Source organism: Arthrobacter sp. TWP1-1 (genome assembly GCF_049897845.1).
Lineage (GTDB): Bacteria > Actinomycetota > Actinomycetes > Actinomycetales > Micrococcaceae > Specibacter.
In genome coordinates this window covers 1-21,138 of record NZ_JAFCXC010000008.1, presented here as the reverse complement: position 1 = coordinate 21,138, position 21,138 = coordinate 1, and the positions used below count along the sequence as shown (strand labels likewise).

The window sequence follows — 21,138 nt, the reverse complement described above, 5'->3', positions numbered from 1 at the left end:
CGGGAGCAGATATCCCTGTTCCCGGGGCGGCCCCGGATTTCAAGGATCGGCCCGTCCCGTCTACTATTGCTGAGGCGTGTTTCGCGCCACAATCCAGCGCACAACGACGTGCGCTCCCAATTCTGTGATCTTGAGGTCCCCATGAAGCTGCTTAAATCGATCCCGCTGCTCGGCTGGATCATCGTCGCCATCGTTGTTGGCATTCTGACCGGACCGGTGATGCCCATCTGGCTCGGCAGCGTATTTCTCACCTACAATTCAATTTTTTCGGGCTTCCTGAGCTTTGTCGTGCCGCTGATCATCCTGGGTCTTGTCATGCCCGCCATCGCCGAACTCGGCAAGGGCGCCGGGAAATGGCTGGGCGTCACGGCCTTGATCGCCTACGGCTCAACCATTCTCGCCGGATTGCTCGCTTACTTTGTGAGCCGCTGGCTGTTCACGTCACCGCTGTCGGGAGGTGGCCTGGAAGCCTTCGGAGAGGAATCCGGCTCAGGATTCAGCCCCTTCGTCTCCGTCGTCGCCAGCGCTGGCGATTCGGCGACTGAGATCGTGCTCGCACCCGTCATCGACGTCATGAGCGCACTCGTGCTCGCCTTTATCCTCGGCATCGGATTGACGGCATTCCGCAGCAAGGTACTCTTTCGCGGAGCTGTCGAGTTCCGCACCATCATTGAGGCCGTGATCCGGCGCATCATCGTGCCGGCGCTGCCGCTTTTCATCTTCGGCATCTTCATGGACCTCTCGGCCAGCGGCTCTGCCGTGACAGTCGTGACGAAATTCCTGCTCGTCGCCGTCGTGTCCTTTGCTTTGACCTTCGTTGTGCTGCTTCTGCAGTACTCCCTGGCCGGCGCCATGTCGGGCATCAATCCTTTGAAGGCATTGTGGAACATGCGCGATGCGTACTTCACGGCACTCGGCACGTCATCGTCGGCCGCAACCATCCCTGTGACACTCGCGTCGACCAAGAAGAACGGCGTCTCCGACTCGGTCGCAGGCTTCGTGATCCCCCTGTGCGCCACAATCCACCTGTCGGGTTCGATGGTCAAGATCACCTGTTTCTCCATCGCGGTGCTGCTGCTCACCGGCGGTGACGTGTCGTTCGGTGCCTACTGGCCGTTCATCCTGATGCTCGGCGTCATGATGATCGCCGCCCCCGGCGTTCCCGGCGGTGCGATCGCCGCAGCAGCGGGCCTGCTCGTGCAGATGCTCGGCTTCGGCGAGGTAGAGGTGGGGCTCATGTTCGCCGCATACATCGCCCTCGACAGCTTCGGCACGGCAACCAATGTGACCGGCGATGGCGCGCTCGCCCTGATCATGAACAAGCTCACGCGTGGCAAACTCGGCTCGCAGCCGCAGGACCCGGCGGACGAGACGGTTGAGCCGGGCGAGGGCAGCCAGACTGCCTCGCATACCTTGGCCCAGTAACGTCTGATCTACCCCCGCGAACGTACACTTGATGCCGATGACACGCTGTGTCATCGGCATCAAGTGTACGTTCGCGGGGGTTAAGGCTGAGTCCCTGTCAGGGCGGGGATGAGCGCATCGATCACGGCCGGGTCCTCGATGGTAGAGGGCACCGTGTAATCGTCGCCGTCGGCAATCTGGCGCATGGTCTTGCGTAGGATCTTCCCTGAGCGGGTCTTGGGCAAGGCGTCCACCACGGTGGCGTTCTTGAAATCGGCCACAGGCCCAATCTCGCGCCGCACCAAGGCCACTAACTCCGATTGCAGCTCCTCTGGCGCCAGGGTCACACCGGATTTAAGCACCACATAACCCACGGCTTTTTGCCCCTTGAGCGCATCAGCGATACCAATGACGGCACATTCCGCCACGGCCGGGTGGGTGCCGATCACCTGCTCGATGGCACCCGTGGAGAGCCTGTGGCCGGCCACATTGATGACATCGTCGGTGCGGCCCATGACAAAGACATAGCCATCTTCATCCTGGTAGCCAGAGTCGCCCGTGACGTAAAAGCCCTCGAACGCGCTCAAGTACGAATCGATGAAACGCTGGTCATCGTTCCACAGCGTTGGCAGCGTTCCGGGCGGCAGCGGCAGGCTCAGCACAATGTTGCCTTCCTCCCCAGTCGCCACGTCAACACCCATGCCGTCCACGATCCGCAGATCAAACCCAGGCATCGGCACCGTGGGTGAGCCGGCCTTCAACGGCAGCGGCTCGAGCCCGCGCGGATTACCAACGATGGCCCAACCAGTTTCGGTCTGCCACCAGTGATCAACCACCGGCACCCCGAGCACCTTGCCGGCCCAATGGTACGTATCGGTGTCCAGCCGCTCACCGGCGGTGAACAGCGTTTGGAGGCTGCCGACGTCGTACTTCTTGAGCAGTTCCGCCTCCGGATCCATCTTGCGAATGGCCCGCAGCGCCGTGGGCGCCGTGAACAACGCCTTGACCTTGTGCTGCTCGATGACGCGCCAAAACGCGCCGGCGTCCGGGGTACCCACGGGCTTGCCCTCATACATCACGGTCGTAGCCCCGGCCAGCAGCGGCCCATACACAATGTAGGAATGCCCCACCACCCAGCCAACGTCCGACGCCGTCCACCACACGTCGCCCGGGCCGATGTCGTAATGATTGGCCATGGTCCACAGAAGTGCGACGGCGTGACCCCCGTTGTCCCGGACCACGCCCTTGGGTGCCCCGGTGGTTCCTGAGGTGTAGAGGATGTACAGCGGATCGCCCGCCTTGACTGTCACCGGTTCCGCGGGCTCGGCGTCTGCGAGCGCAGCATCCCAATCCACCCAATTCAGGCCGAGGGCCTGCGGATCGGCGGTGAAGCCGTCGCGGTGTTTGATGATCACTGGCAGTTCGGGAACACCGGCCTTGGTCAGGGCTTCTGCGACGGTGGGCAGGTATTCAACTAGACGGTTGGGCTCCAAGCCTCCGGAGGTGGTGACAATAACTGTGGGTGCGGCGTCTTGAATGCGCACGGCAAGTTCACTGGCGGCAAATCCACCAAACACCACGGAGTGGATGGCGCCGAGGCGAGCCGTTGCCAACATGGCCATGGCGGCTTCGGGGATCATGGGCATGTAGATCAGGACTCTGTCCCCCTTACTCACTCCCTGGGCACGAAGCACTCCGGCGAAGCTGGCTACAAGCTTTGTTAGCTCTGCGTATGAATAGGCTCGCTGCGTGCCTTGCATCGCGGAATCATGAATCAGGGCGGGCTGCTGTCCACGTCCTGCCGCTACATGACGGTCAAGGGCGTTGTAGCAGGTGTTGAGTTCACCATCGGCGAACCAACGGCCCTGTGGGGCCTGTTCCTTGTTGTGCGCCTGCTTCGGCGCGACAGCCCAATCAACAGCTTGCGCGGCTTCGAGCCAGAACCCGTCCGGATCGCTCATGCTGCGCTGGTATTCATCCCGGTAGCTAACGGCAGTCAATGCCATGGTGGTTCTCCATCCACGTTGATGTGATGTGAGCCATGCTACCGTCGCGTTCAGCACCATGACAAGCCCCAATGTATACAGAAAATAGACGAACGCCGGGAATTTTTGTAAACATTGCCCAAAATAACTGTTGTTTGTATACACTAAACGGGTATTGTGTTCTGTAGAGCACATGCAGTCACATCTAGAACAGCCTGCAATTCAACGACGAGGGAGGGATCATGAGAGCGAGCGAACGCGCTTATGTCACCTTGCGCAGCGATATCATCAACTGGCGCCTTACCCCAGGGACTGTCTTGGGCGAGGTTGAACTCTCAGAACGCCTGGGTGTCTCCCGTACCCCTATACGTGAAGCACTTGCCAAGCTCACCGCCGAGGGCCTGACCGAACCGCAAAGCGGCCGCGGCGTGGTGGTCAGTGAGATTTCCCTTGACCATCTGGATGAACTTTTTGAACTCCGCACAGCGCTGGAATGCAAGGCGGCCGAACTTGCTGCACAACGGCGTAACCCGGACGTCTTCCTTGACCTGCATGAAAAGCTCACCCACGCCGGTGAGCTGATTACGGTCCAGGACCCCGCCCGCACGGACTACTACGAATTGGCAGGCGAGCTCGACAGCGCTGTCGATGCCGCCGTCGGCAATCACTACCTCAACCTAGCTCTGAAGAACCTGCGCGTACATCTTGTCCGTGTTCGCCGACTCGGCAAGGACAACCCCGCCCGACTCCGCGATGCGGCGAGGGAACATGCTGCCATTGCCTTGGCCATCGCCAACGGCAACCCCACCGTGGCCAGCGCAGCCACCACCGTCCACCTGGACAACAGCCTGCGCCACTTACTGAGCACCTCCTCCTAAACTCCTAATCTTCCCCCCCCCCTCATTTTTGAATCACCCTGCGAAAGGAACACCATGACAATTGATCACAACGTCCGCGTTTACAAGAGCGACGAGAACCTGGCCCGCGAGGACCAGCTGGCTCACAAGATCGCCACCGTGGCTGCCGATCCCGTGGCAGTGACGGCTGAGGTCACCGACATGATCATCAACCGTGTCATCGATAACGCCTCTGTTGCTATCGCATCCCTGAACCGTGGCCCCATTGTTGCGGCCCGCGCACAGGCACTGACCCACGCACCCTCCACTGGAGGCTCCGGCGCTTCCGTCTTCGGCATTACCGAGAAGGTCTCCCCCGAGTGGGCAGCCTGGGCCAACGGCGTTGCCGTTCGTGAACTGGACTACCACGACACCTTCCTCGCAGCCGAGTACTCTCACCCGGGCGACAACATCCCCCCGATCCTGGCCGTCGCCCAGCACACCGGAGCCTCAGGCGCTGACTTGATCCGCGGCATCGCCACCGGCTACGAGATCCAGGTGGACCTTGTGAAGGCCATCTGCTTGCACAAGCACAAGATTGACCATGTTGCCCACCTCGGCCCGTCGGCGGCCGCCGGCATCGGCACCTTGCTGAACCTTGAGGTTGAGACCATCTTCCAGGCTGTTGGCCAGGGCCTGCATACGACGACGGCCACTCGCCAGTCCCGCAAGGGCGAGATCTCCACCTGGAAGGCACACGCCCCCGCCTTCGCCGGCAAGATGGCCGTTGAAGCTGCCGACCGTGCCATGCGCGGACAGACCTCGCCCGTGCCGATCTACGAGGGCGAAGACGGTGTCATCGCTTGGATGCTCGACGGCGCCGACGCCCAGTACACCGTGCCGCTCCCCGCTGCAGGCGAAGCCAAGCGCGCCATCATGGACACGTACACGAAGGAACACTCCGCCGAGTACCAGGCGCAGGCGTGGATCGACCTAGCCCGCAAGCTCCACGGCGAGCACCCCGAGGCCACCGACCCGGCCAATGTGAAGTCCGTGCTGATCAAGACCAGCCACCACACTCACTACGTGATCGGCTCCGGCGCCAACGATCCCCAGAAGTACGATCCCACCGCCTCACGGGAAACCCTTGACCACTCCATCCCGTACATCTTCACCGTGGCCCTGCAGGATGGCGCGTGGCACCACGTTGACTCCTACTCCCCCGAGCGTGCCGGCCGCCCCGACACTGTGGAGCTGTGGCACAAGGTCACCACGGAAGAGGACGCCGAATGGACGCGCCGCTACCACTCCCTGGACATCGCCGAGAAGGCCTTCGGTGGCTCCGTGGAGATCACACTCAATGACGGAACGCTCATCACCGACTCCATCGCCGTTGCCGACGCTCACCCGCTCGGTGCCCGGCCGTTCGCCCGTGAGCAGTACATCAACAAGTTCCGCACCCTGGCCACCGGCCTGGTCGAGGAAGCTGAAATCAACCGCTTCATCGCGGCAGCAGAAAACCTCCCCAACCTGGCCGCAGGCGAACTGAACCAGCTCAACATCACGGCAGCTCCCGGCGTCGTGGATCTGGCAGCTGGCCCCAAGGGACTGTTCTAACATGCTGTACTCGAAGAAGACTCCCGAGCAGAAGCGCCGTGATCTGCGCGCCATGCTGGTTCCCGGCGCAGCCGTACAGTTCCCGGGTGCCTTCAACCCGCTCTCGGCCCGCCTCATTGAGGAAAAGAAGTTCGACGGCGTGTACATCTCCGGCGCTGTCCTCGCCAACGATCTGGGATTGCCCGACATTGGCATGACCACGCTGAGCGAGGTGGCGGCGCGCGGTGGGCAGATTGCCCGCATGACGGATCTGCCATGCCTGATCGACGCCGACACCGGCTTTGGTGAGCCCATGAACGTTGCCCGCACCATTCAGGAACTGGAAAACGCCGGGCTAGCTGGTTGCCACATCGAGGACCAGTTCAACCCCAAGCGCTGCGGCCACCTCGATGGCAAGAACATGGTCGATCTGGAAACGGCGGTCAAGCGCATTGCCGCCGCCGCCGATAGCCGCCGAGATGAGAACTTCTTGATCATGGCCCGCACCGACATCCGCGCTGTTGAGGGCTTGGATGCCGCAATTGACCGGGCCAAGGCCCTGGTCGACGCCGGCGCCGACGCGATCTTCCCCGAAGCCATGAAGTCCGTGGCAGAGTTTGAAGCCGTGTGCAAGGCCGTGGACGTTCCCGTGTTGGCCAACATGACGGAGTTTGGCAAGAGCGAGCTGTTCACGCGCGACGCGTTGGCAGCGGCCGGTGTCGCCATGATCATCTACCCCGTGACGTTGTTACGCAGCGCGATGGGTGCAGCTGAGCGCGTACTTGATGCGATTTCTGCCGATGGCACTCAGGAAGCCGCCGTTCCCGACATGCTCACGCGCGCCCGGCTCTATGATCTGGTTGACTATGAGGCGTACAACCAATTTGACACCGGCATCTTCAACTTTCAGATCCCCAGCCTGGACATTTCCACTAACAACGCGAATCTCTAGTTCAACACCACCCGTTTGAAGAAGACTCCAAGAAGTCTTGATGAAGGAGTGCTCACCGTGAGTGACAAAGACGTACGCAAGGGCCTTGCCGGTGTAGTTGCCGATTACACGGCCGTATCCAAGGTCAATCCCGACTCCAACTCGCTGCTGTACCGCGGCTATCCGGTGCAGGAGCTGGCAGCCAGCAAGTCCTTTGAAGAAGTGGCCCTGCTGTTGTGGAGCGGTGAACTGCCCACGCCGGAGGAGCTGGCAGACTTTGAAACCTTTGAACGGGCCAACCGCTCATTGGATCCGATGATCAAGGCGGCAATCGATCTGTTGCCGCTTGACTGCCACCCCATGGACGTTGGCCGCACAGCGGTTTCCGTCCTTGGCGCGGCCCATCCCCTGGCCGAGGACTCGTCACCGGAGGCAGAACTCAACAAGGCAAAGTCCCTGTTTGCGCAGTTCCCGGCCGTCGTCGCCTACGACCAACGCCGCCGTCGTTCCCTGGCCTTGGTGGAACCCCGTGCGGATCTGGACTACTCGGCGAACTTCCTGTGGATGACGTTTGGCGAGGAAGCTGCGCCCGAGGTTGTTGACGCCTTCCGTGTCTCCATGGTGTTGTACGCGGAGCACTCCTTCAACGCCTCAACATTTACTGCCAGGGTCGTCACCTCAACGCTCTCGGACCTGCACTCGGCCGTCACCGCTGCCATCGGCGCGTTGAAGGGCCCGCTCCATGGCGGTGCCAACGAAGCCGTTATGCACACCTTCACCGAGATCGGCATCCGGGCCGACGAGTCCCGCGAAGAGGCCGCCGCCCGCGCCAAGGCCTGGATGGAGGAGGCCCTGGCCGCCAAAAAGAAGGTCATGGGCTTCGGCCACCGCGTCTATAAGCATGGTGATTCCCGCGTGCCCACCATGAAGGGTGCGCTGGAGAAGATGATCGCCCATTACAACCGCCCGGAAATGATGGGCCTGTATGACGGTCTGGAGCAGGCCATGGAAGAGGCCAAGCAAATCAAGCCGAACCTCGATTACCCCGCCGGCCCCACGTACCACCTGATGGGTTTCGACACCGACATGTTCACGCCCATCTTCATCGCTGCCCGCATCACGGGCTGGACGGCACACATCATGGAGCAGCGCGCCACCAATGCGCTCATCCGCCCGCTCAGCGCCTACAACGGCGTTGACGAGCGCCACGTAAGCTAGCCGTTCCTGGCAGCGCCTAGGGAACGACGGCGGGAGGTCACCTTTGCTGAAAGGTGGCCTCCCGTTCGTTCCAGGCAAACCCTCGCTCATTAGCGGGGCTGTTTTCCCAAACGCTCGGTCACTTCCTGCGTAGTTGGCGGTACTGTGAAGAAACGTACCTGCAACCGCTAGAAGGAGCATCGTGGAAAAATCATCCCTGACAGCCCTGGCCCGGGAACTTATGGCCTCCGCCAAGACCAAGAGCAGTGGCCGCAGCGCCCGAACGGTCTTTGGCGGTCATGAGCGGATCCTGCGGCAGACGGTTGTTGCCCTGACAGCGGGCTCGTCCCTCGATGACCACGACAACCCGGGTGAGGCGACAATCCAGGTCCTCAGTGGCCGGATACTTCTCAAGTGTGGCGAGGTTCAGTGGGAGGGCTCCCCCGGCGACCATCTGGTGGTGCCGCTGGCCCGCCACCGTGTCGATGCCGTGGAAGACTCGGCGTTCCTGTTGACGGTGGCGAAGCCCTAACTACCGAAGTTTTCAACGAGGCTAGGCACATTGGCCGGAGTTCGGGTGCTTGAGGCGACCGTTTCATTGTCATCATTGAGCACAACCCGCCAATGGCCACGCCAGCCCGTGAGGAATTCCGGCAGCCAGTGAACGGCATCGGCCCACATGGCTTCGTGGGGAAGTTGTTCGACGTCGTGCCACTGTGGGGCGATCTCGTCGCTTTCTGTGGCAACGCCGGAGAATCGCCGGCACAGGAAAACGGTGGTGAACATGTCCAATGCGGGTTGGGCAGGGAACACAAATTCGACGGTGCCTGCGGGAATGAGGTCCATGGCCTCCACCGTGAGGCTGCTTTCCTCAGCCACCTCACGGCAGATCGCCTCAACCACGCTCTCGCCCTGCTCCACGTGACCGCCGATGCCTACGATCTTGCCAGCACCGAACCCGGTCTTTTTTAGCCCCAGCAACACCTGCTCATGGCCATCGTTGGTGCGGAGAAGGAAACACAGGGTAACGGGTGCGCTCATTCCTTCAGCATACGTCCCACTCTTGGACGAACCGCCAGATGAGCGCAGCCATGCCGAAGCCCACCACGGTCAGCACCGTCTCCAGCTCACATACTTTCCCAGAGCATCAAGGCGATCTTGGAAGCGGGCCGCTCCAACGTTGAGGAGGCCATCACGTTCCGCGTTCACCTGACCACTACTGCGGGGCAGTTTGGAGGGGACGTTAGCCAAGGGCGCGGGGATGCGAGGCCGCGTAGACCTCGCGCAGGGTATCGGCCGTGACCAGGGTGTAGACCTGTGTGGTGGTGACCGAGGCGTGACCCAGCAGTTCCTGGACTACGCGAACATCGGCGCCGCCTTCCAGCAGATGCGTGGCGAAGGAGTGGCGCAGGGTGTGCGGGGAAACCTCCACATCGACCTTGGCATGTTCGGCAACACTTTTCAGGATGGTCCAGACACTCTGGCGGCTGATCCTGCCACCACGGGCATTCAAGAACAGGGCCGGGGTTCCACCGCCCTTGGTCACGAGCGCCGGCCTGCCCCTGACTAGGTAAGCGTCAAGCGCCCGCAGGGCGTAGGAGCCAATCGGGACGATCCGTTCCTTGGAACCTTTGCCAAAGAGGCGTACCAGGGACGGTCCGTCCTGCGTGGGGTCGGGCAAGACCAAATCGTCCACGTCTAGGCCAACGGCCTCACTGATGCGCGCACCGGTGGAGTATAGGAATTCCAGCATGGCAGCATCCCGCAAGCCGGTGGGCGTGTCATTGCCGGCCGCTTCGAGAATGCGTGACACATCGTGAACGCTGATGGCCTTGGGCAGGCGCCGGCCGGCTTGGGGTGGGTGTACGTCGGCGGCAGGGTCGGCGTCGCTGACGCCTTCCAATGCCCAGAATTTATGGAGTCCCCGCACGGCGACAACGGTGCGTGCCATGGAACGCAAGCTAAGGACCGAACCTCCGTCGGCGCCGTCGGACAGGGCTTGGGCGAAGTCGCTGACGTGGTGCCGAGTAATGCCGGCCGGCGAGGTGACGTTGGCCGCCGTGAGGAATTTTTCGTAGCGCAACAGATCGCGGCGATAAGCCTGCAAGGTGTTGGCGGCAAGCCCGCGTTCAACGCCCATGTGCAGCAAATAGTCCGCAATGGCACGCCCCACGGGTGTGGACGTCGTGGACGGCGTGGCTGACGTTGCTGCGGAGGTCACCGCTGGCGGTTGGAAGGGTGTTCGGGCCAGGGGGTATTGCCGGGGCGCAGATCGGCGAAGTCGGTGCGGACCGCCTGGGCTGCTGCCAGAATGCCGACGACGGCGGACGGGTTGTGAATGCGCCCGGCCAACACGGCTGAGGCTGCTTCGTCTAGGTCAACCCAGGCGAATTGAATCTCGGCTTCTTCCTCGGTCCGCACATGCCGCTGATCTTCGGGAACCAAAGAGATTTGGCGGGCCAAATAGATCCTGATGGCTTCGCTGGAGGATCCGGGGGAATTGAAGAAGTCCGTCAGGACGTCCCATTGGGCGGCCACGAGGTCGGCTTCCTCAGCCAATTCCCGTGCGGCACCAACAACAAAATCTTCGCCTTCAACGTCCAGCAGGCCTGCCGGAATTTCCCACAGGTTCATCTGGACGGGGTGGCGGTACTGCCGGAGCAGGAGCACCTGGTTTTGTTCGTTGAGAACAACCACCGCTACTGCCCCGGGATGGTCAATATAATCCCGGGTCAGTGGCGTGGAGTCGCTGGTGAGCGAAAAGGTGTCTGAGACAACGTCCCAGATACGGCCTTGGTACACCGTGCACTGCGAATGCAGGATCCGCAAGCTTTCCTCGTCGGCAATCACGGCCGGTGAGTCAATTGGTGCAGTTCCCTGTCCGGCGGGCGGCGTACCAAGGCTCGTCACTTAGACCTCCAGCAGGCGGGTTGCGTTCTGACGATCCAGAGCCGCGGCAATCAGACCGGCAAAGAGCGGGTGCGGCCGGGTGGGGCGCGAGCTCAGTTCGGGGTGCGCCTGGGTGGAGACGTAGTACGGGTGGACGTCGGCGGGAAGCTCAACAAATTCAACCAGCTTGCCATCGGGTGAGGTACCCGAGAAGACCAAGCCTGCTGCTGCGATCTGATCGCGGTACTTGTTGTTTACCTCGTAGCGGTGACGGTGGCGTTCGGAAACGTCCGTGGTGCCGTACGTTTTCGCGATAACCGAGCCCGCGTCCAGAACTGCCGGGTAGAGACCCAGACGCATGGTGCCGCCAAGATCGCCCTTGCCGTCAACGATGTCCTGCTGCTCTTCCATCGTGGCGATGACGGGGTAGGTGGGGTTGTCGTCGAACTCCGAGGAGGACGCGCCTTCCAAACCAACAACGTTGCGGGCATATTCGATGACCATGGTCTGCAGGCCGAGGCACAGTCCCAGTGTGGGGATCTGGTTTTCGCGGGCGAACTTCAGGGCGCCCAGCTTGCCTTCGAGTCCGCGAATACCGAAGCCACCGGGAACGCAGATGGCGTCAACGTCAGCCAGCGACTTCTTGGCGCCTGCTTCTGTTGCGCACTCGTCCGACGGTACCCAGCGGATCTTGACCCGGGTAGCGTTGGCGAAACCGCCGGCGCGCAGGGCCTCGGTGACCGAGAGGTAGGCATCTGGCAGATCGATGTACTTGCCAACAAGGGCAACTTCAACGTGGTGCGCCGGATTGTGGACAACCTCGAGGAGCTTGTCCCACTTGGTCCAGTCGACGTCCTTGAAGGAGAGGCCGAGCGCACGCACAATGTAGGAATCCAGGCCCTGGGCGTGCAGGGTCTTGGGGATGTCGTAGATGCTCGGCGCGTCGGGGCAGCCGATGACAGCCTCAACATCAACGTCGCAGGCACGGCCGATCTTGGCCATCATGGCCTCGGGCAGAACCCGATCCGAACGCAGGATGATGGCGTCCGGCTGAATGCCCAAGGAGCGCAACGCAGCAACGGAGTGCTGAGTGGGCTTGGTCTTCAGTTCTTGGGACGGGCCAATGTAGGGAACCAGTGAAACGTGAGCGAAGAACACGTTGTTACGGCCCACGTCCTGGCGCACCTGACGTGCGGACTCCATGAACGGCTGGGACTCGATGTCACCGACGGTGCCACCAATTTCGGTGATGATGACGTCGGGTGCGTTCTCGCCCTCGGCGGGCAGGCGCATGCGGCGCTTGATTTCATCGGTGATGTGCGGGATGACCTGCACAGTGTCACCCAAGTATTCGCCGCGGCGTTCCTTGGCGATAACCGTGGAGTACACCTGGCCGGTTGTTACGTTGGCGGAGCCTTCCAGATTTTCGTCGAGGAAGCGCTCGTAATGGCCAATGTCCAGGTCGGTTTCGGCGCCATCGTCAGTGACGAAGACTTCACCGTGCTGGAAGGGATTCATTGTGCCAGGATCCACGTTGAGATAGGGATCGAGCTTTTGCATTGTGACCGAGAGGCCGCGTGCACGCAGCAGGTGACCGAGGCTGGAAGCCGTCAGACCCTTACCGAGCGAGGACGCGACACCGCCGGTGACGAAGATGTGTTTGGTCGTCTTGGACTGACCACTGAACCGGGAATTTGATCGTTGCACCACGGAATTCGAGCCTATCATCTAATGAGCCGATATTGCTTCCTGCTCAGGACTTAAATTATGCCGGACCACTGCGAAAACTATCGTTGAGGACGAACAGCCTGAGCCAACAATTCCTTGGCGTGAGCCTGCGCTGTCGCGGAATCCTCCTGCCCTGCCAGCATTCGAGCCAGTTCCACGACCCGTTCCTCGTAGGTCAAAAGCCGCACATTGCTGGTGGTTATTCCTGTTGAGTTTTTACTCACAGAACTCTTGGTCACAAGGATGTGCTGATCGGCAAAGGCCGCAACTTGGGGCAAGTGCGTCACCACCAGAACCTGCACATGCTCGGCAAGCATGGCTAGGCGTCGGCCAATTTCCACTGCAGCCTTGCCACCCACGCCAGAGTCCACTTCGTCGAACACAAAGGTTGGGACGGGGTCGACGGCGGCCAGCACAACTTCCAGCGCCAGCATCACCCTGGAGAGCTCACCGCCAGAAGCACCCTTGCCCAGCGGCCGGGGCGAGGCGCCGGCGTGGGGTGCCAGCAGGAAGGCGATGTCGTCCTCGCCGTGAATGCTGCGATCTGCCGTGTTGATCTCAATGACCAACTTGGCGTCAGGCATGGCCAGGGCTTTGAGCTCGTCGCTGACAGCCTTTGCAAGCTTGTCGGCAGCCTTGCGGCGCATGGCGGTAACCTCGGCAGCCAGGACCCCTAATTCGGCCAGGGCAGCGAGCTCCTCGGCCTCGAGCGATTCGATCCGCCCTGAATCATCACTCAATTCACTTAGGCGCACCCGGGCGGCGTCGGCCCACTCGATGACCTCGTCGATGCTGGGGGCGTACTTGCGTACCAAGACGGCCAGCTCGCCGCGGCGGTCCTCAACCTCGGCCAGCCGTCCGGGGCCGTCGGTATCCAGCGAAGTTGCGTAGCTGGCAAGGTCCCTGGCGATGTCGGCCAGAAGATAGCCAACCTCGGAGAGTCGTTTGGTGGTCTGCGTCAACTCCTCATCGGCATCCGCGACGCTCTCCACCAGCCGTTTGGCGGTGTCGACAAGGCCGGCGGCATCCACGCCATCGCCATAGTCTGCAGCACTCAGGGCCTCGTGGGCGCCGAGCGTTGCCTTGCGCAGTTCCTCGACATTGCCCAGCTTGACCGCCTGCGCCTTGAGGAGCTCGTCCTCGGCTGATAGGGGTGCGACGGCGTCGATCTCGGCCAACGCGGTTGTCAGCGAATCCGCCTCTCGCAACCGTTCCCGGCTTGCGGATCGCAGTTCGGCAAGCTCGGCCTGAACGGCACGCCACCGTTCAAAGACACTTCTGTACGTAGCTAGTTTGGCGGCGAACCCCTTGTTGGCTTCGGCGGCAAACTTGTCCAAGGCGGCACGCTGGGCCGAGGGATTCTTGAGCCGGATCTGGTCCGACTGCCCGTGCACGGCAACCAGGGCTTCACCCAACTCGTTGAGCACACCAATGGGAGCACTGCGCCCACCAACATGGGCACGGCTGCGGCCATCGGCGCTGACGGTGCGGGCCAGAATGAGTTGCGCACCGCCGTCGAACTCATCAATGTCCGCACCGGCTTCCACAGCTCTCAGCAGAGCGGGGTGACCCTTCGGCAATGTCAGCGTTGCCTCCGCGGACGCGCTCTTGGCACCGTTGCGCACGGACCCGGCGTCTGCCCGGTTTCCCAGCAAAAGTCCGACGGCGGTGACCACCATGGTCTTACCGGCGCCAGTTTCACCGCTGACGACGCTGAGGCCGGGGCCCAGCGGAAGCGTGGATTCGGAGATGACGCCCAAGTCGCGGATGCGTATTTCTTCGATCATGTGCGGTCCTCCCCATAAAAGCCGGTGGTGCCGGAGTAGGTACTTTCGTGCGGCGGGACGGTCAGATCGGGCACGGGCGGAACCGGCCCCGTAGGTGGCCCTTCGAGAGAGGTCTTGGGCCTGGTTGTCTTGATAATGGGAAGCTGGGTGGTGGGCGTCTGCGACACTTCTTCCGCCGGTCCCCTCCAGCCTTGCACGGGCAGCTCAAATTTCCGCACCAATCGCTCGGAAAACGGTGATTGCTGCGTCCTGGCAAGGTTAACCGGCTTACTGGAACGGGTGACCTCGATGCGGGAACCCGGCAGCAGGTCAACCGTGCGCCGACCATCACACCAGATGACACCATAGGCGCCATTGCGGCTGAGTACTTCAACGGCAAGTGTGGATGAGGGCGAGACGACTAGTGGCTTGGCAAACAGTGCATGAGCGCTGATGGGAACCATGAGCAGGGCCTCAACACCGGGCCACACCACGGGGCCGCCGGCGGAAAATGCATAAGCGGTGGACCCGGTGGGGGTGGCCATGACGACGCCGTCGCAGCCGAAGGAGGTCAGCGGGCGACCGTCAACTTCGGTGACAACCTCGATCATGCGTTCGCGGTTGCCTTTTTCCAGGGCCACTTCATTGAGCGCCCAGGTGTGGGCCACAACTTTGCCGGCAACCTTCACAACTACGTCAAGGCACATGCGTTCCTCAACGGAATATTTGCGCTGAACCACGGCGGCCACGGTTTGGATGAGCTCCTCGCGTTCGCTTTCCGCGAGGAATCCCACATGGCCGAGGTTCACACCAAGCAGCGGAACATCATATTCACGAACAAGCTCGGCAGCCCGCAGGATGGTGCCGTCACCGCCGAGCACCATAACCAGCTCAATGTCCGCCAGTGTGACGTCCCGGCCCAGGATCTCCATTTTCACGCCGGAGACGCCCAGGTATCCGGTCATATCAGCCAATTCCTCGGCGTACATGACGGGAACGATGTTGTTGGCATGAAGCTCAACGCATGCCTCAAGGGCTGCAAGCATCGATTCTTCACGGCCGGTGTGGGCCAGAATCAAGACGCGCCGTGTCATGTGCTGTTTCCTCATCATGTTGGTTGCGAACCTGCCGGAAGCTGATCCGCCGCTAGCAGGACATCATGGCGGGACGCCCCCATGCAAGCTTAAGGCCAGAGTTGAGCCAAGAGCTTGTCCACCGCGCGGTCCTGTCCTTCTATGCCATCCTGCCCTTTGATCTTATGCGCAGGGGCTGACACAGTCCGGGTAGCGAGCAGGAAATACTCCACGTTTCCCTCCTGGCCAGGCAGGGAGCTGGTCCCAATCCCGTCCAAGGAGAGGCCGTTGGCAACCGCGGAATGGGCCACCAGCGCGACGGCCCGGCGTCGTTCATTCTCGCTACTCACCACACCGGTCCGGGCCAAATTGTTCTTGCCCACCTCAAATTGTGGCTTCACCATGAGCAGCAGTTCCCCGCCGGGCTTGGTGGAGAGGGTCAACGGAGCCATGACCTTGGTCAGGGAAATAAAAGAAAGGTCGCAGACGGTGAGGTCGGCGAGAGCGCCCACATCGCCGGGCTGCATAAATCGGATATTGAGGCCCTCGTGGACCTCTACCCGCGGGTCGTTGCGCAGAGAGTCGACCAATTGATCGTGTCCCACGTCGACGGCGGCAACGCTGACCGCTCCCCTGCGTAGCAAGACGTCGGTGAATCCGCCGGTTGAGGCGCCGGCGTCGAGGCAGCGTTTTCCTGCCACGGTGACCTGAGAAAAGTAGTCAAGTGCGCCAGCAAGTTTGTGCCCGGCGCGCGAGACGTAGTCCTCTTCGTGTCCGGGAAGCACCTCGAGAACACTGTCGGCATCGACGGGGAGGGCGGACTTGGTGGTGGGGTTTCCGGCGACGGTGACGCGGCCAGCCTTGATAAAGGTTGCCGCGACCGTGCGTGAACGCGCCAGCCCTCGGTTAACGAGTTCCTGGTCAAGACGGGTCATGATGCGGCTCCGCTCAAGTGCGTTTGGGGGTCGGTGTTGAGCTCTTGTTCGAGCCCAGCAATGACAGAAGAATAAAGGGCCTTGTGCTCATCGGCCGGCAGTTGGGCGCTCTGAGCAGCCATCGTGATCAAGGCATCGACGGCATGATCGCCCGTAGGCAGGGACGTTTCGGTCCCTGCCCCGGGCTCACGTGGAAAGCTCATGGCAGCGTGGAACCCCAGCTAAGAAGGGGATTCGTGGCGCTCATGCTTTCGGGGACTACGGCCCACCATGCGGCACAGGCCGCACGCCAGGAGTCAACGTCCTCCGGGGTTCCGGCGATGTGCACCGTTGACTCCCCCGCAGCATTGAGCTCGACAGTCGCGGCAGCGGCACCACAGGTGACCTTGGCGCCGTCGTACGTAATCACAGGATATGGCTTGAACAGGTCCGGCAGCGTGGGGATAATGAATCCCGGACGCTCCGCCGTGCAGGCACGCAGCGCGGTTTCACCGGAATCCACCCCGGTCAGGACCAAGGCAGTGGCCATCCCGGCATTGTTGCCGCCAAGGATGTCGGTGTCCAAACGGTCGCCAACAACCAACGGGGCGCTCGCCCCGAGGCGGTTGGCCGCAGTGTGGAACAACGGCGCCTCAGGCTTGCCAGCCACCAAAGGATCATGTGCGACGGCGGCACGAACCACCGCGACAAGGCTCCCGTTTCCGGGGGCGATCCCACGGTCACGAGGAATTGTCATGTCCGTGTTGGTGGCAATCCAGAGAGCCCCGGCATTGATGGCGTACGAGGCCTCAGCCAGATCAGCCCAGCCAAGCGTCGGTTCGAAACCCTGGATGACAACATCCGGGGCATCAAGGGCGCTTTCGACAACCTTCATGCCCAAGGCCTGAACTTCCTGCGCCAGCGCGGTACTGCCGGTGACAAGCACCTTCGTGCCTTCAGGGAACTTCTGAGCCAACAAGGCAGCACCCGCCTGGGCAGAGCTGACAACTTGGTCGTCGTCGGCCGGGGCGCCCAGTTCACGCAGGTGTGCTGCGACCTGCGCTGGCGTACGTGAGGCGTTATTCGTCACGTACGCCAGCTTCACATTGACGCCCGCAAGGGCGGTCAATGCCTCGATCGCACCGGGAATGGCGTTGGGACCGGCATAAACTACGCCGTCCAGGTCCGCCAGTACCGCGTCAAAATCAGACAGCAACGTTTTAGTTGTCACTGTGATTGTGCTGGTCCGATTCCTCGTCTTCCGAGGAGTTGGACTCTTCTTCTTCGTCACTGTCTTCGTCGGACTCGGCATCATCGGATTCGAAGTAGGAAGACTCGGCGTCGTCCTCGTTCGTCTCGTCCTCATCCTTGGCATCGCCGGAGGTGAGTTCGGCAGCTGCCTTGGTGTCGTCGTCGTTCATCACGGGCGCAACAGGTGCGGCCATGACATCGGAAACGCGAACACGCGGTGCATCCAGGGGAATGTCCTCGTCGTCGCCGAGATCCATGATGATCTGATCGGTGCCCTCATCGATACCCAAGGCTTCCTCGGCCACCAATGCCTGGTGCTCCCAGGTCTTAGCCTCATCCTTGCGGCCTGCAGCGCGCAGAACCATGCCGTAAGCACGGAACAGGCGCGGGCTGAAGGAGAAGGCGCGGTTGATGTCCAACTGCGGGATCTCGAGTGCGGACAGTGCCGCATCCATCTCGCCCAGGTCGCCACGGGCGCCTGATTCGACGATGGCCAATTCAACCTTGCCAGCGGTGTCAAGTGTTGAGGCATCCTCTGACTTGATCAGATCAAGTGCACGGTCCGGACGGCCTAGGCCGCGTTCGCAATCTGCCATGAGGGGCAGGTGAGCGTTGGAACCGCTGATACGGCGGTAGGTGCGGAGTTCACGAAGTGCCTCGCCGTACTTGCCGGCGGCGTAGGCCGTCATGGCAACTGCTTCACGGACACAGGCCAGACGGCCACCGCGACGGCTTGCAGCCAGTGCGTGCTCGAAAGCTACCTCGGGTACGAAGTCGATCAAGCGGCCGGCCATGACGAGGTGCTTTGAAACCCACTCGTTGTTGCGTTCGTCCAAGATACGCAGCTGGGCGCGGGTTACCTTGTCCAGCTCCTGACCGGTTACATCGGGATCAATTTCCGGTGAACGCTCACGATCGGGGCGGTTGGAGCTGCGCAGATCGGCAGCGTTACGCTCCGGAGCCGTGCGGGGACCCGTGCTGGAGCTACGGTCATCGCGGCCACCAAAGCTGGGACGGTCATTGCTGCGTGCAGGACGGTCACCGTAGGACGGGCGATCGTTGCTACGTGCCGGACGTGCGTCACGATCACCGAATGAACGGCCACCCTGAGCGCCGCGGTCATCGCGTGAACCGTAGGACGGGCGATCGCCGGACGGGCGGCCACCCTGAGCACCACGGTCGTCACGTGAACCATAGGAAGGACGGTCGTTACTGCGGGCGGGACGGTCACCGTAGGGACGGTCGCCACCGGTACGTGCCGGACGGTCACCGTAGGACGGGCGATCGTTGCTGCGTGCCGGACGTGAGTCGCGGTCACCGAATGAACGGCCACCCTGAGCACCGCGGTCATCGCGTGAACCATAGGAAGGACGATCGCCGCTCGGGCGTGCGGGACGATCACCGTACGACGGGCGATCGTTGCTGCGTGCCGGACGTGCGTCGCGGTCACCGAATGAACGGCCACCCTGAGCGCCGCGGTCATCGCGTGAACCGTAGGAAGGACGGTCGCCGCTCGGGCGTGCGGGACGGTCGCCGTACGACGGGCGATCGCCGGACGGACGTCCACCCTGTGCACCGCGGTCATCGCGTGAGCCATAGGAAGGACGGTCGCCAGACGGGCGGCCACCCTGGCCACGGTCTTCACGGTTGCCATAGGGACGGTCTCCGCCGGTGCGTGCCGGACGGTCGCCATATGACGGGCGATCTCCGGTCGGACGTCCACCCTGTGCGCCACGGTCATCGCGTGAACCATAGGAAGGACGGTCGTTGCTTCGTGCGGGGCGGTCGCCGTACGACGGGCGATCTCCGGTCGGACGTCCACCCTGTGCGCCGCGGTCATCGCGTGAACCATAGGAAGGACGGTCGTTGCTTCGTGAGGGGCGGTCGCCAAATGACGGGCGATCTCCGGACGGGCGTCCACCCTGGCCACCGCGGTTGTCGCGATCACCGAACGGCTTGCGGTCTTCGCGGCGTCCGTTGACCATGGGGCGGTCCGCGCCACGGTTGTTGCGGTCTCCGAATGCGGGACGGTCACCACCAGAGCGTGCGGGACGATCGTCGCGATTTCCATAAGAAGGACGTGAATCGCGGTCACCGGTCGGGCGTCCACCCTGTGCGCCGCGGTTGTCGCGGTCACCAAAAGAGCGCGCCGGACGATCAGAGTAAGGACGCGCCTGCTGGCGGTCGTTTGTGGGGGGACGTTCCGTGTAAGGGCGGTCGTTTCCACCCTTGTTGTCGCGTCCGCGAGAATTATCCTCGCGCTTACCTTCGTAATGCTCAGCCATGCCGACTCCTAAACCTTCGAGCGCACTAACTGGCACAGTAACAGCCGCTCTTCACTTATGATGATCTTTGAAAAATCTCTGGACCCATTGGTCCATCTACCAGTCTAGTCGAGCTTGGCGGCTCCACCCATGAATCTGGCGTATCTGGACAAGATGAGTGACCAATCACAAACAAACACGTTGTCCGAGTCACTTTCTGAGCCCGTTATTTGCTCACAACTGATTGTCATGCGGGTCATTCCGGCCTCTGATGGCTCAAAACGGATGTCAACCTCGGAAGTTCCAAATTCTTCTTGGCCCAAAGTCCACCGGAATTTGATGAATTCAGGAGAGTCCCACTCCTGAATGTCAGCCCAAACAATCTCTTCACCATCCTCAGACTCTTCCACCAGATGATCGCGAAGGATCGCAATATGACTACCTTCACCAAACACACTTAGTTCTGCCACGGGCCACCAGAGGTGAACTGCATCAGTGAAGCCGTCAAAGGCCGGATCCAGGGGAACCTCGATGACCACAGAGCCCTCGTACGGCTTAGCCTCGGAAGGAGACACGTAGTCCGGCTCATGGGCATGGGAAAAAAGATTCTGCATCCGCCAACCTTACTCCCGAACGAAGTCAGATGGCCCTCCCCGGAGGCCCGCCAGATGTATCACCTACATCATCGGTCTCCACGAAATGAGATTCCTCACATGATCGCTGGACTTTTACGCTCTAGCTGGCGGTGTGGGGTTGGTGGCCGGCACCCGCGTCAGGGGTTCTTTAAACAGCGCCGGCCGCCTGGTCGGCGGCCGGTCTGTTGGTGTTGTTAAGTGAAGGGAGGCCCCGCACCAAGTAGTTGGTGTGGGGCCTCGACCTTTGTTACGTGTTGTCCGGCGGTGTCCTACTCTCCCACATCCTCACGAATGCAGTACCATCGGCGCTGTGGGTCTTAGCTTCCGGGTTCGGAATGGGACCGGGCGTTTCCCCCACGCTATGACCACCGTAACTCGTTCCCCATACCAGTGAGCTTGCGCTTGTGGTTGGGTGGCTTGTTGGGTGTTCTGTGATGAACAACAGTATTTTATTATACAAGACATTCCCGTGAGTGTTTGACCAGGAATGTTCCTGGTCAAGATACCGGTAGGGGTGTCTTGCTTTTTGGTTTCAACGTTACAAACCGTTTGGGTTTGTTGGTTGGGAACCACATAGTGAACGCGAGCAATTTATGCTTTATAAAAATGTGTGTTGTGTAAGTTATCGGCCTATTAGTACCGGTCAGCTTCACGAGTCTTTAGTCCTCG

At 61.6% G+C, this 21,138-nt stretch carries 18 protein-coding genes and 1 rRNA gene; 6 read left to right on the top strand and 13 right to left on the bottom strand.

Going from position 1 to position 21,138, the window contains the following annotated elements:
- Positions 1-141 precede the first annotated feature (141 nt).
- Positions 142-1,425 carry a dicarboxylate/amino acid:cation symporter gene (locus tag ACP7B9_RS13625; RefSeq protein WP_425864206.1) on the top strand — a complete coding sequence of 428 codons (1,284 nt, stop codon included), beginning with the start codon at positions 142-144 and terminating at the stop codon, positions 1,423-1,425.
- An 80-nt stretch (positions 1,426-1,505) separates the two neighbouring features.
- Here ACP7B9_RS13625 and ACP7B9_RS13620 read toward each other — a convergent pair whose 3' ends face one another.
- The gene (locus ACP7B9_RS13620) at positions 1,506-3,410 is read right to left on the bottom strand and encodes a propionyl-CoA synthetase (protein ID WP_425864204.1); all 1,905 of its coding nucleotides are present in this window, start codon (positions 3,408-3,410) and stop codon (positions 1,506-1,508) included.
- Positions 3,411-3,631: 221 nt separating this feature from the next.
- Between ACP7B9_RS13620 and ACP7B9_RS13615 the strand changes: the two genes are divergently transcribed.
- The 5 genes from ACP7B9_RS13615 to ACP7B9_RS13595 all read left to right on the top strand — a co-directional run bounded on the left by ACP7B9_RS13615 (position 3,632) and on the right by ACP7B9_RS13595 (position 8,481).
- Positions 3,632-4,267, top strand: coding sequence for a GntR family transcriptional regulator (locus ACP7B9_RS13615; protein ID WP_425864202.1), 636 nt, complete (start codon positions 3,632-3,634; stop codon positions 4,265-4,267).
- 54 nt (positions 4,268-4,321) lie between these two features.
- Positions 4,322-5,842 carry an MmgE/PrpD family protein gene (locus ACP7B9_RS13610; RefSeq protein WP_425864201.1) on the top strand — a complete coding sequence of 507 codons (1,521 nt, stop codon included), beginning with the start codon at positions 4,322-4,324 and terminating at the stop codon, positions 5,840-5,842.
- Position 5,843: 1 nt separating this feature from the next.
- Positions 5,844-6,773 (top strand): methylisocitrate lyase, encoded by a 930-nt coding sequence (gene prpB / locus ACP7B9_RS13605; RefSeq protein WP_425864200.1) that lies wholly within the window; start codon positions 5,844-5,846, stop codon positions 6,771-6,773.
- A 57-nt stretch (positions 6,774-6,830) separates the two neighbouring features.
- Positions 6,831-7,970, top strand: coding sequence for a bifunctional 2-methylcitrate synthase/citrate synthase (locus tag ACP7B9_RS13600; protein WP_425864198.1), 1,140 nt, complete (start codon positions 6,831-6,833; stop codon positions 7,968-7,970).
- Between the two features lie 181 nt (positions 7,971-8,151).
- Positions 8,152-8,481 carry a cupin domain-containing protein gene (locus ACP7B9_RS13595; protein ID WP_425864196.1) on the top strand — a complete coding sequence of 110 codons (330 nt, stop codon included), beginning with the start codon at positions 8,152-8,154 and terminating at the stop codon, positions 8,479-8,481.
- Here the strand turns inward: ACP7B9_RS13595 and ACP7B9_RS13590 are convergent.
- From ACP7B9_RS13590 to rrf, 12 genes are all read right to left on the bottom strand, one after another.
- The gene (locus tag ACP7B9_RS13590; RefSeq protein ID WP_425864194.1) at positions 8,478-8,990 is read right to left on the bottom strand and encodes an 8-oxo-dGTP diphosphatase; all 513 of its coding nucleotides are present in this window, start codon (positions 8,988-8,990) and stop codon (positions 8,478-8,480) included. The two genes, ACP7B9_RS13595 and ACP7B9_RS13590, sit on opposite strands and share 4 nt — an antisense overlap.
- A 202-nt stretch (positions 8,991-9,192) precedes the next feature.
- Entirely contained in the window at positions 9,193-10,170 is a 978-nt protein-coding gene (gene xerD, locus ACP7B9_RS13585; RefSeq protein WP_425864192.1) for a site-specific tyrosine recombinase XerD, read from the bottom strand.
- On the bottom strand, positions 10,167-10,799 hold the full coding sequence (locus ACP7B9_RS13580; protein ID WP_425864421.1) for an NUDIX domain-containing protein: 633 nt from the start codon (positions 10,797-10,799) through the stop codon (positions 10,167-10,169). The genes xerD and ACP7B9_RS13580 overlap by 4 nt, the downstream gene beginning before the upstream one ends.
- Before the next feature lie 60 nt (positions 10,800-10,859).
- Entirely contained in the window at positions 10,860-12,566 is a 1,707-nt protein-coding gene (locus ACP7B9_RS13575) for a CTP synthase (RefSeq protein ID WP_425864190.1), read from the bottom strand.
- Between the two features lie 59 nt (positions 12,567-12,625).
- On the bottom strand, positions 12,626-14,353 hold the full coding sequence (recN, locus tag ACP7B9_RS13570) for a DNA repair protein RecN (RefSeq protein WP_425864189.1): 1,728 nt from the start codon (positions 14,351-14,353) through the stop codon (positions 12,626-12,628).
- Positions 14,350-15,426, bottom strand: a complete 1,077-nt coding sequence (locus tag ACP7B9_RS13565) for an NAD kinase (RefSeq protein ID WP_425864187.1) — start codon at positions 15,424-15,426, stop codon at positions 14,350-14,352. The genes recN and ACP7B9_RS13565 overlap by 4 nt, the downstream gene beginning before the upstream one ends.
- Positions 15,427-15,515: 89 nt before the next feature.
- Positions 15,516-16,340 (bottom strand): TlyA family RNA methyltransferase, encoded by an 825-nt coding sequence (locus ACP7B9_RS13560; RefSeq protein ID WP_425864185.1) that lies wholly within the window; start codon positions 16,338-16,340, stop codon positions 15,516-15,518.
- Positions 16,337-16,543 carry a hypothetical protein gene (locus tag ACP7B9_RS13555; RefSeq protein ID WP_425864184.1) on the bottom strand — a complete coding sequence of 69 codons (207 nt, stop codon included), beginning with the start codon at positions 16,541-16,543 and terminating at the stop codon, positions 16,337-16,339. Before ACP7B9_RS13555 ends, ACP7B9_RS13560 begins: the two co-directional genes overlap by 4 nt.
- Complete coding sequence (locus ACP7B9_RS13550) at positions 16,540-17,550, bottom strand: HAD-IIA family hydrolase (RefSeq protein WP_425864182.1); 1,011 nt, start codon at positions 17,548-17,550, stop codon at positions 16,540-16,542. Before ACP7B9_RS13550 ends, ACP7B9_RS13555 begins: the two co-directional genes overlap by 4 nt.
- A complete protein-coding gene (locus ACP7B9_RS13545; RefSeq protein WP_425864180.1) occupies positions 17,540-19,855 on the bottom strand; it encodes a hypothetical protein in 2,316 nt (771 codons plus the stop codon). The genes ACP7B9_RS13550 and ACP7B9_RS13545 overlap by 11 nt, the downstream gene beginning before the upstream one ends.
- A gap of 104 nt (positions 19,856-19,959) precedes the next feature.
- Positions 19,960-20,448 carry a hypothetical protein gene (locus ACP7B9_RS13540; RefSeq protein WP_425864178.1) on the bottom strand — a complete coding sequence of 163 codons (489 nt, stop codon included), beginning with the start codon at positions 20,446-20,448 and terminating at the stop codon, positions 19,960-19,962.
- Positions 20,449-20,725: 277 nt separating this feature from the next.
- Positions 20,726-20,842: ribosomal RNA gene (gene rrf, locus ACP7B9_RS13535) — 5S ribosomal RNA — on the bottom strand.
- Positions 20,843-21,138: the final 296 nt, after the last annotated feature.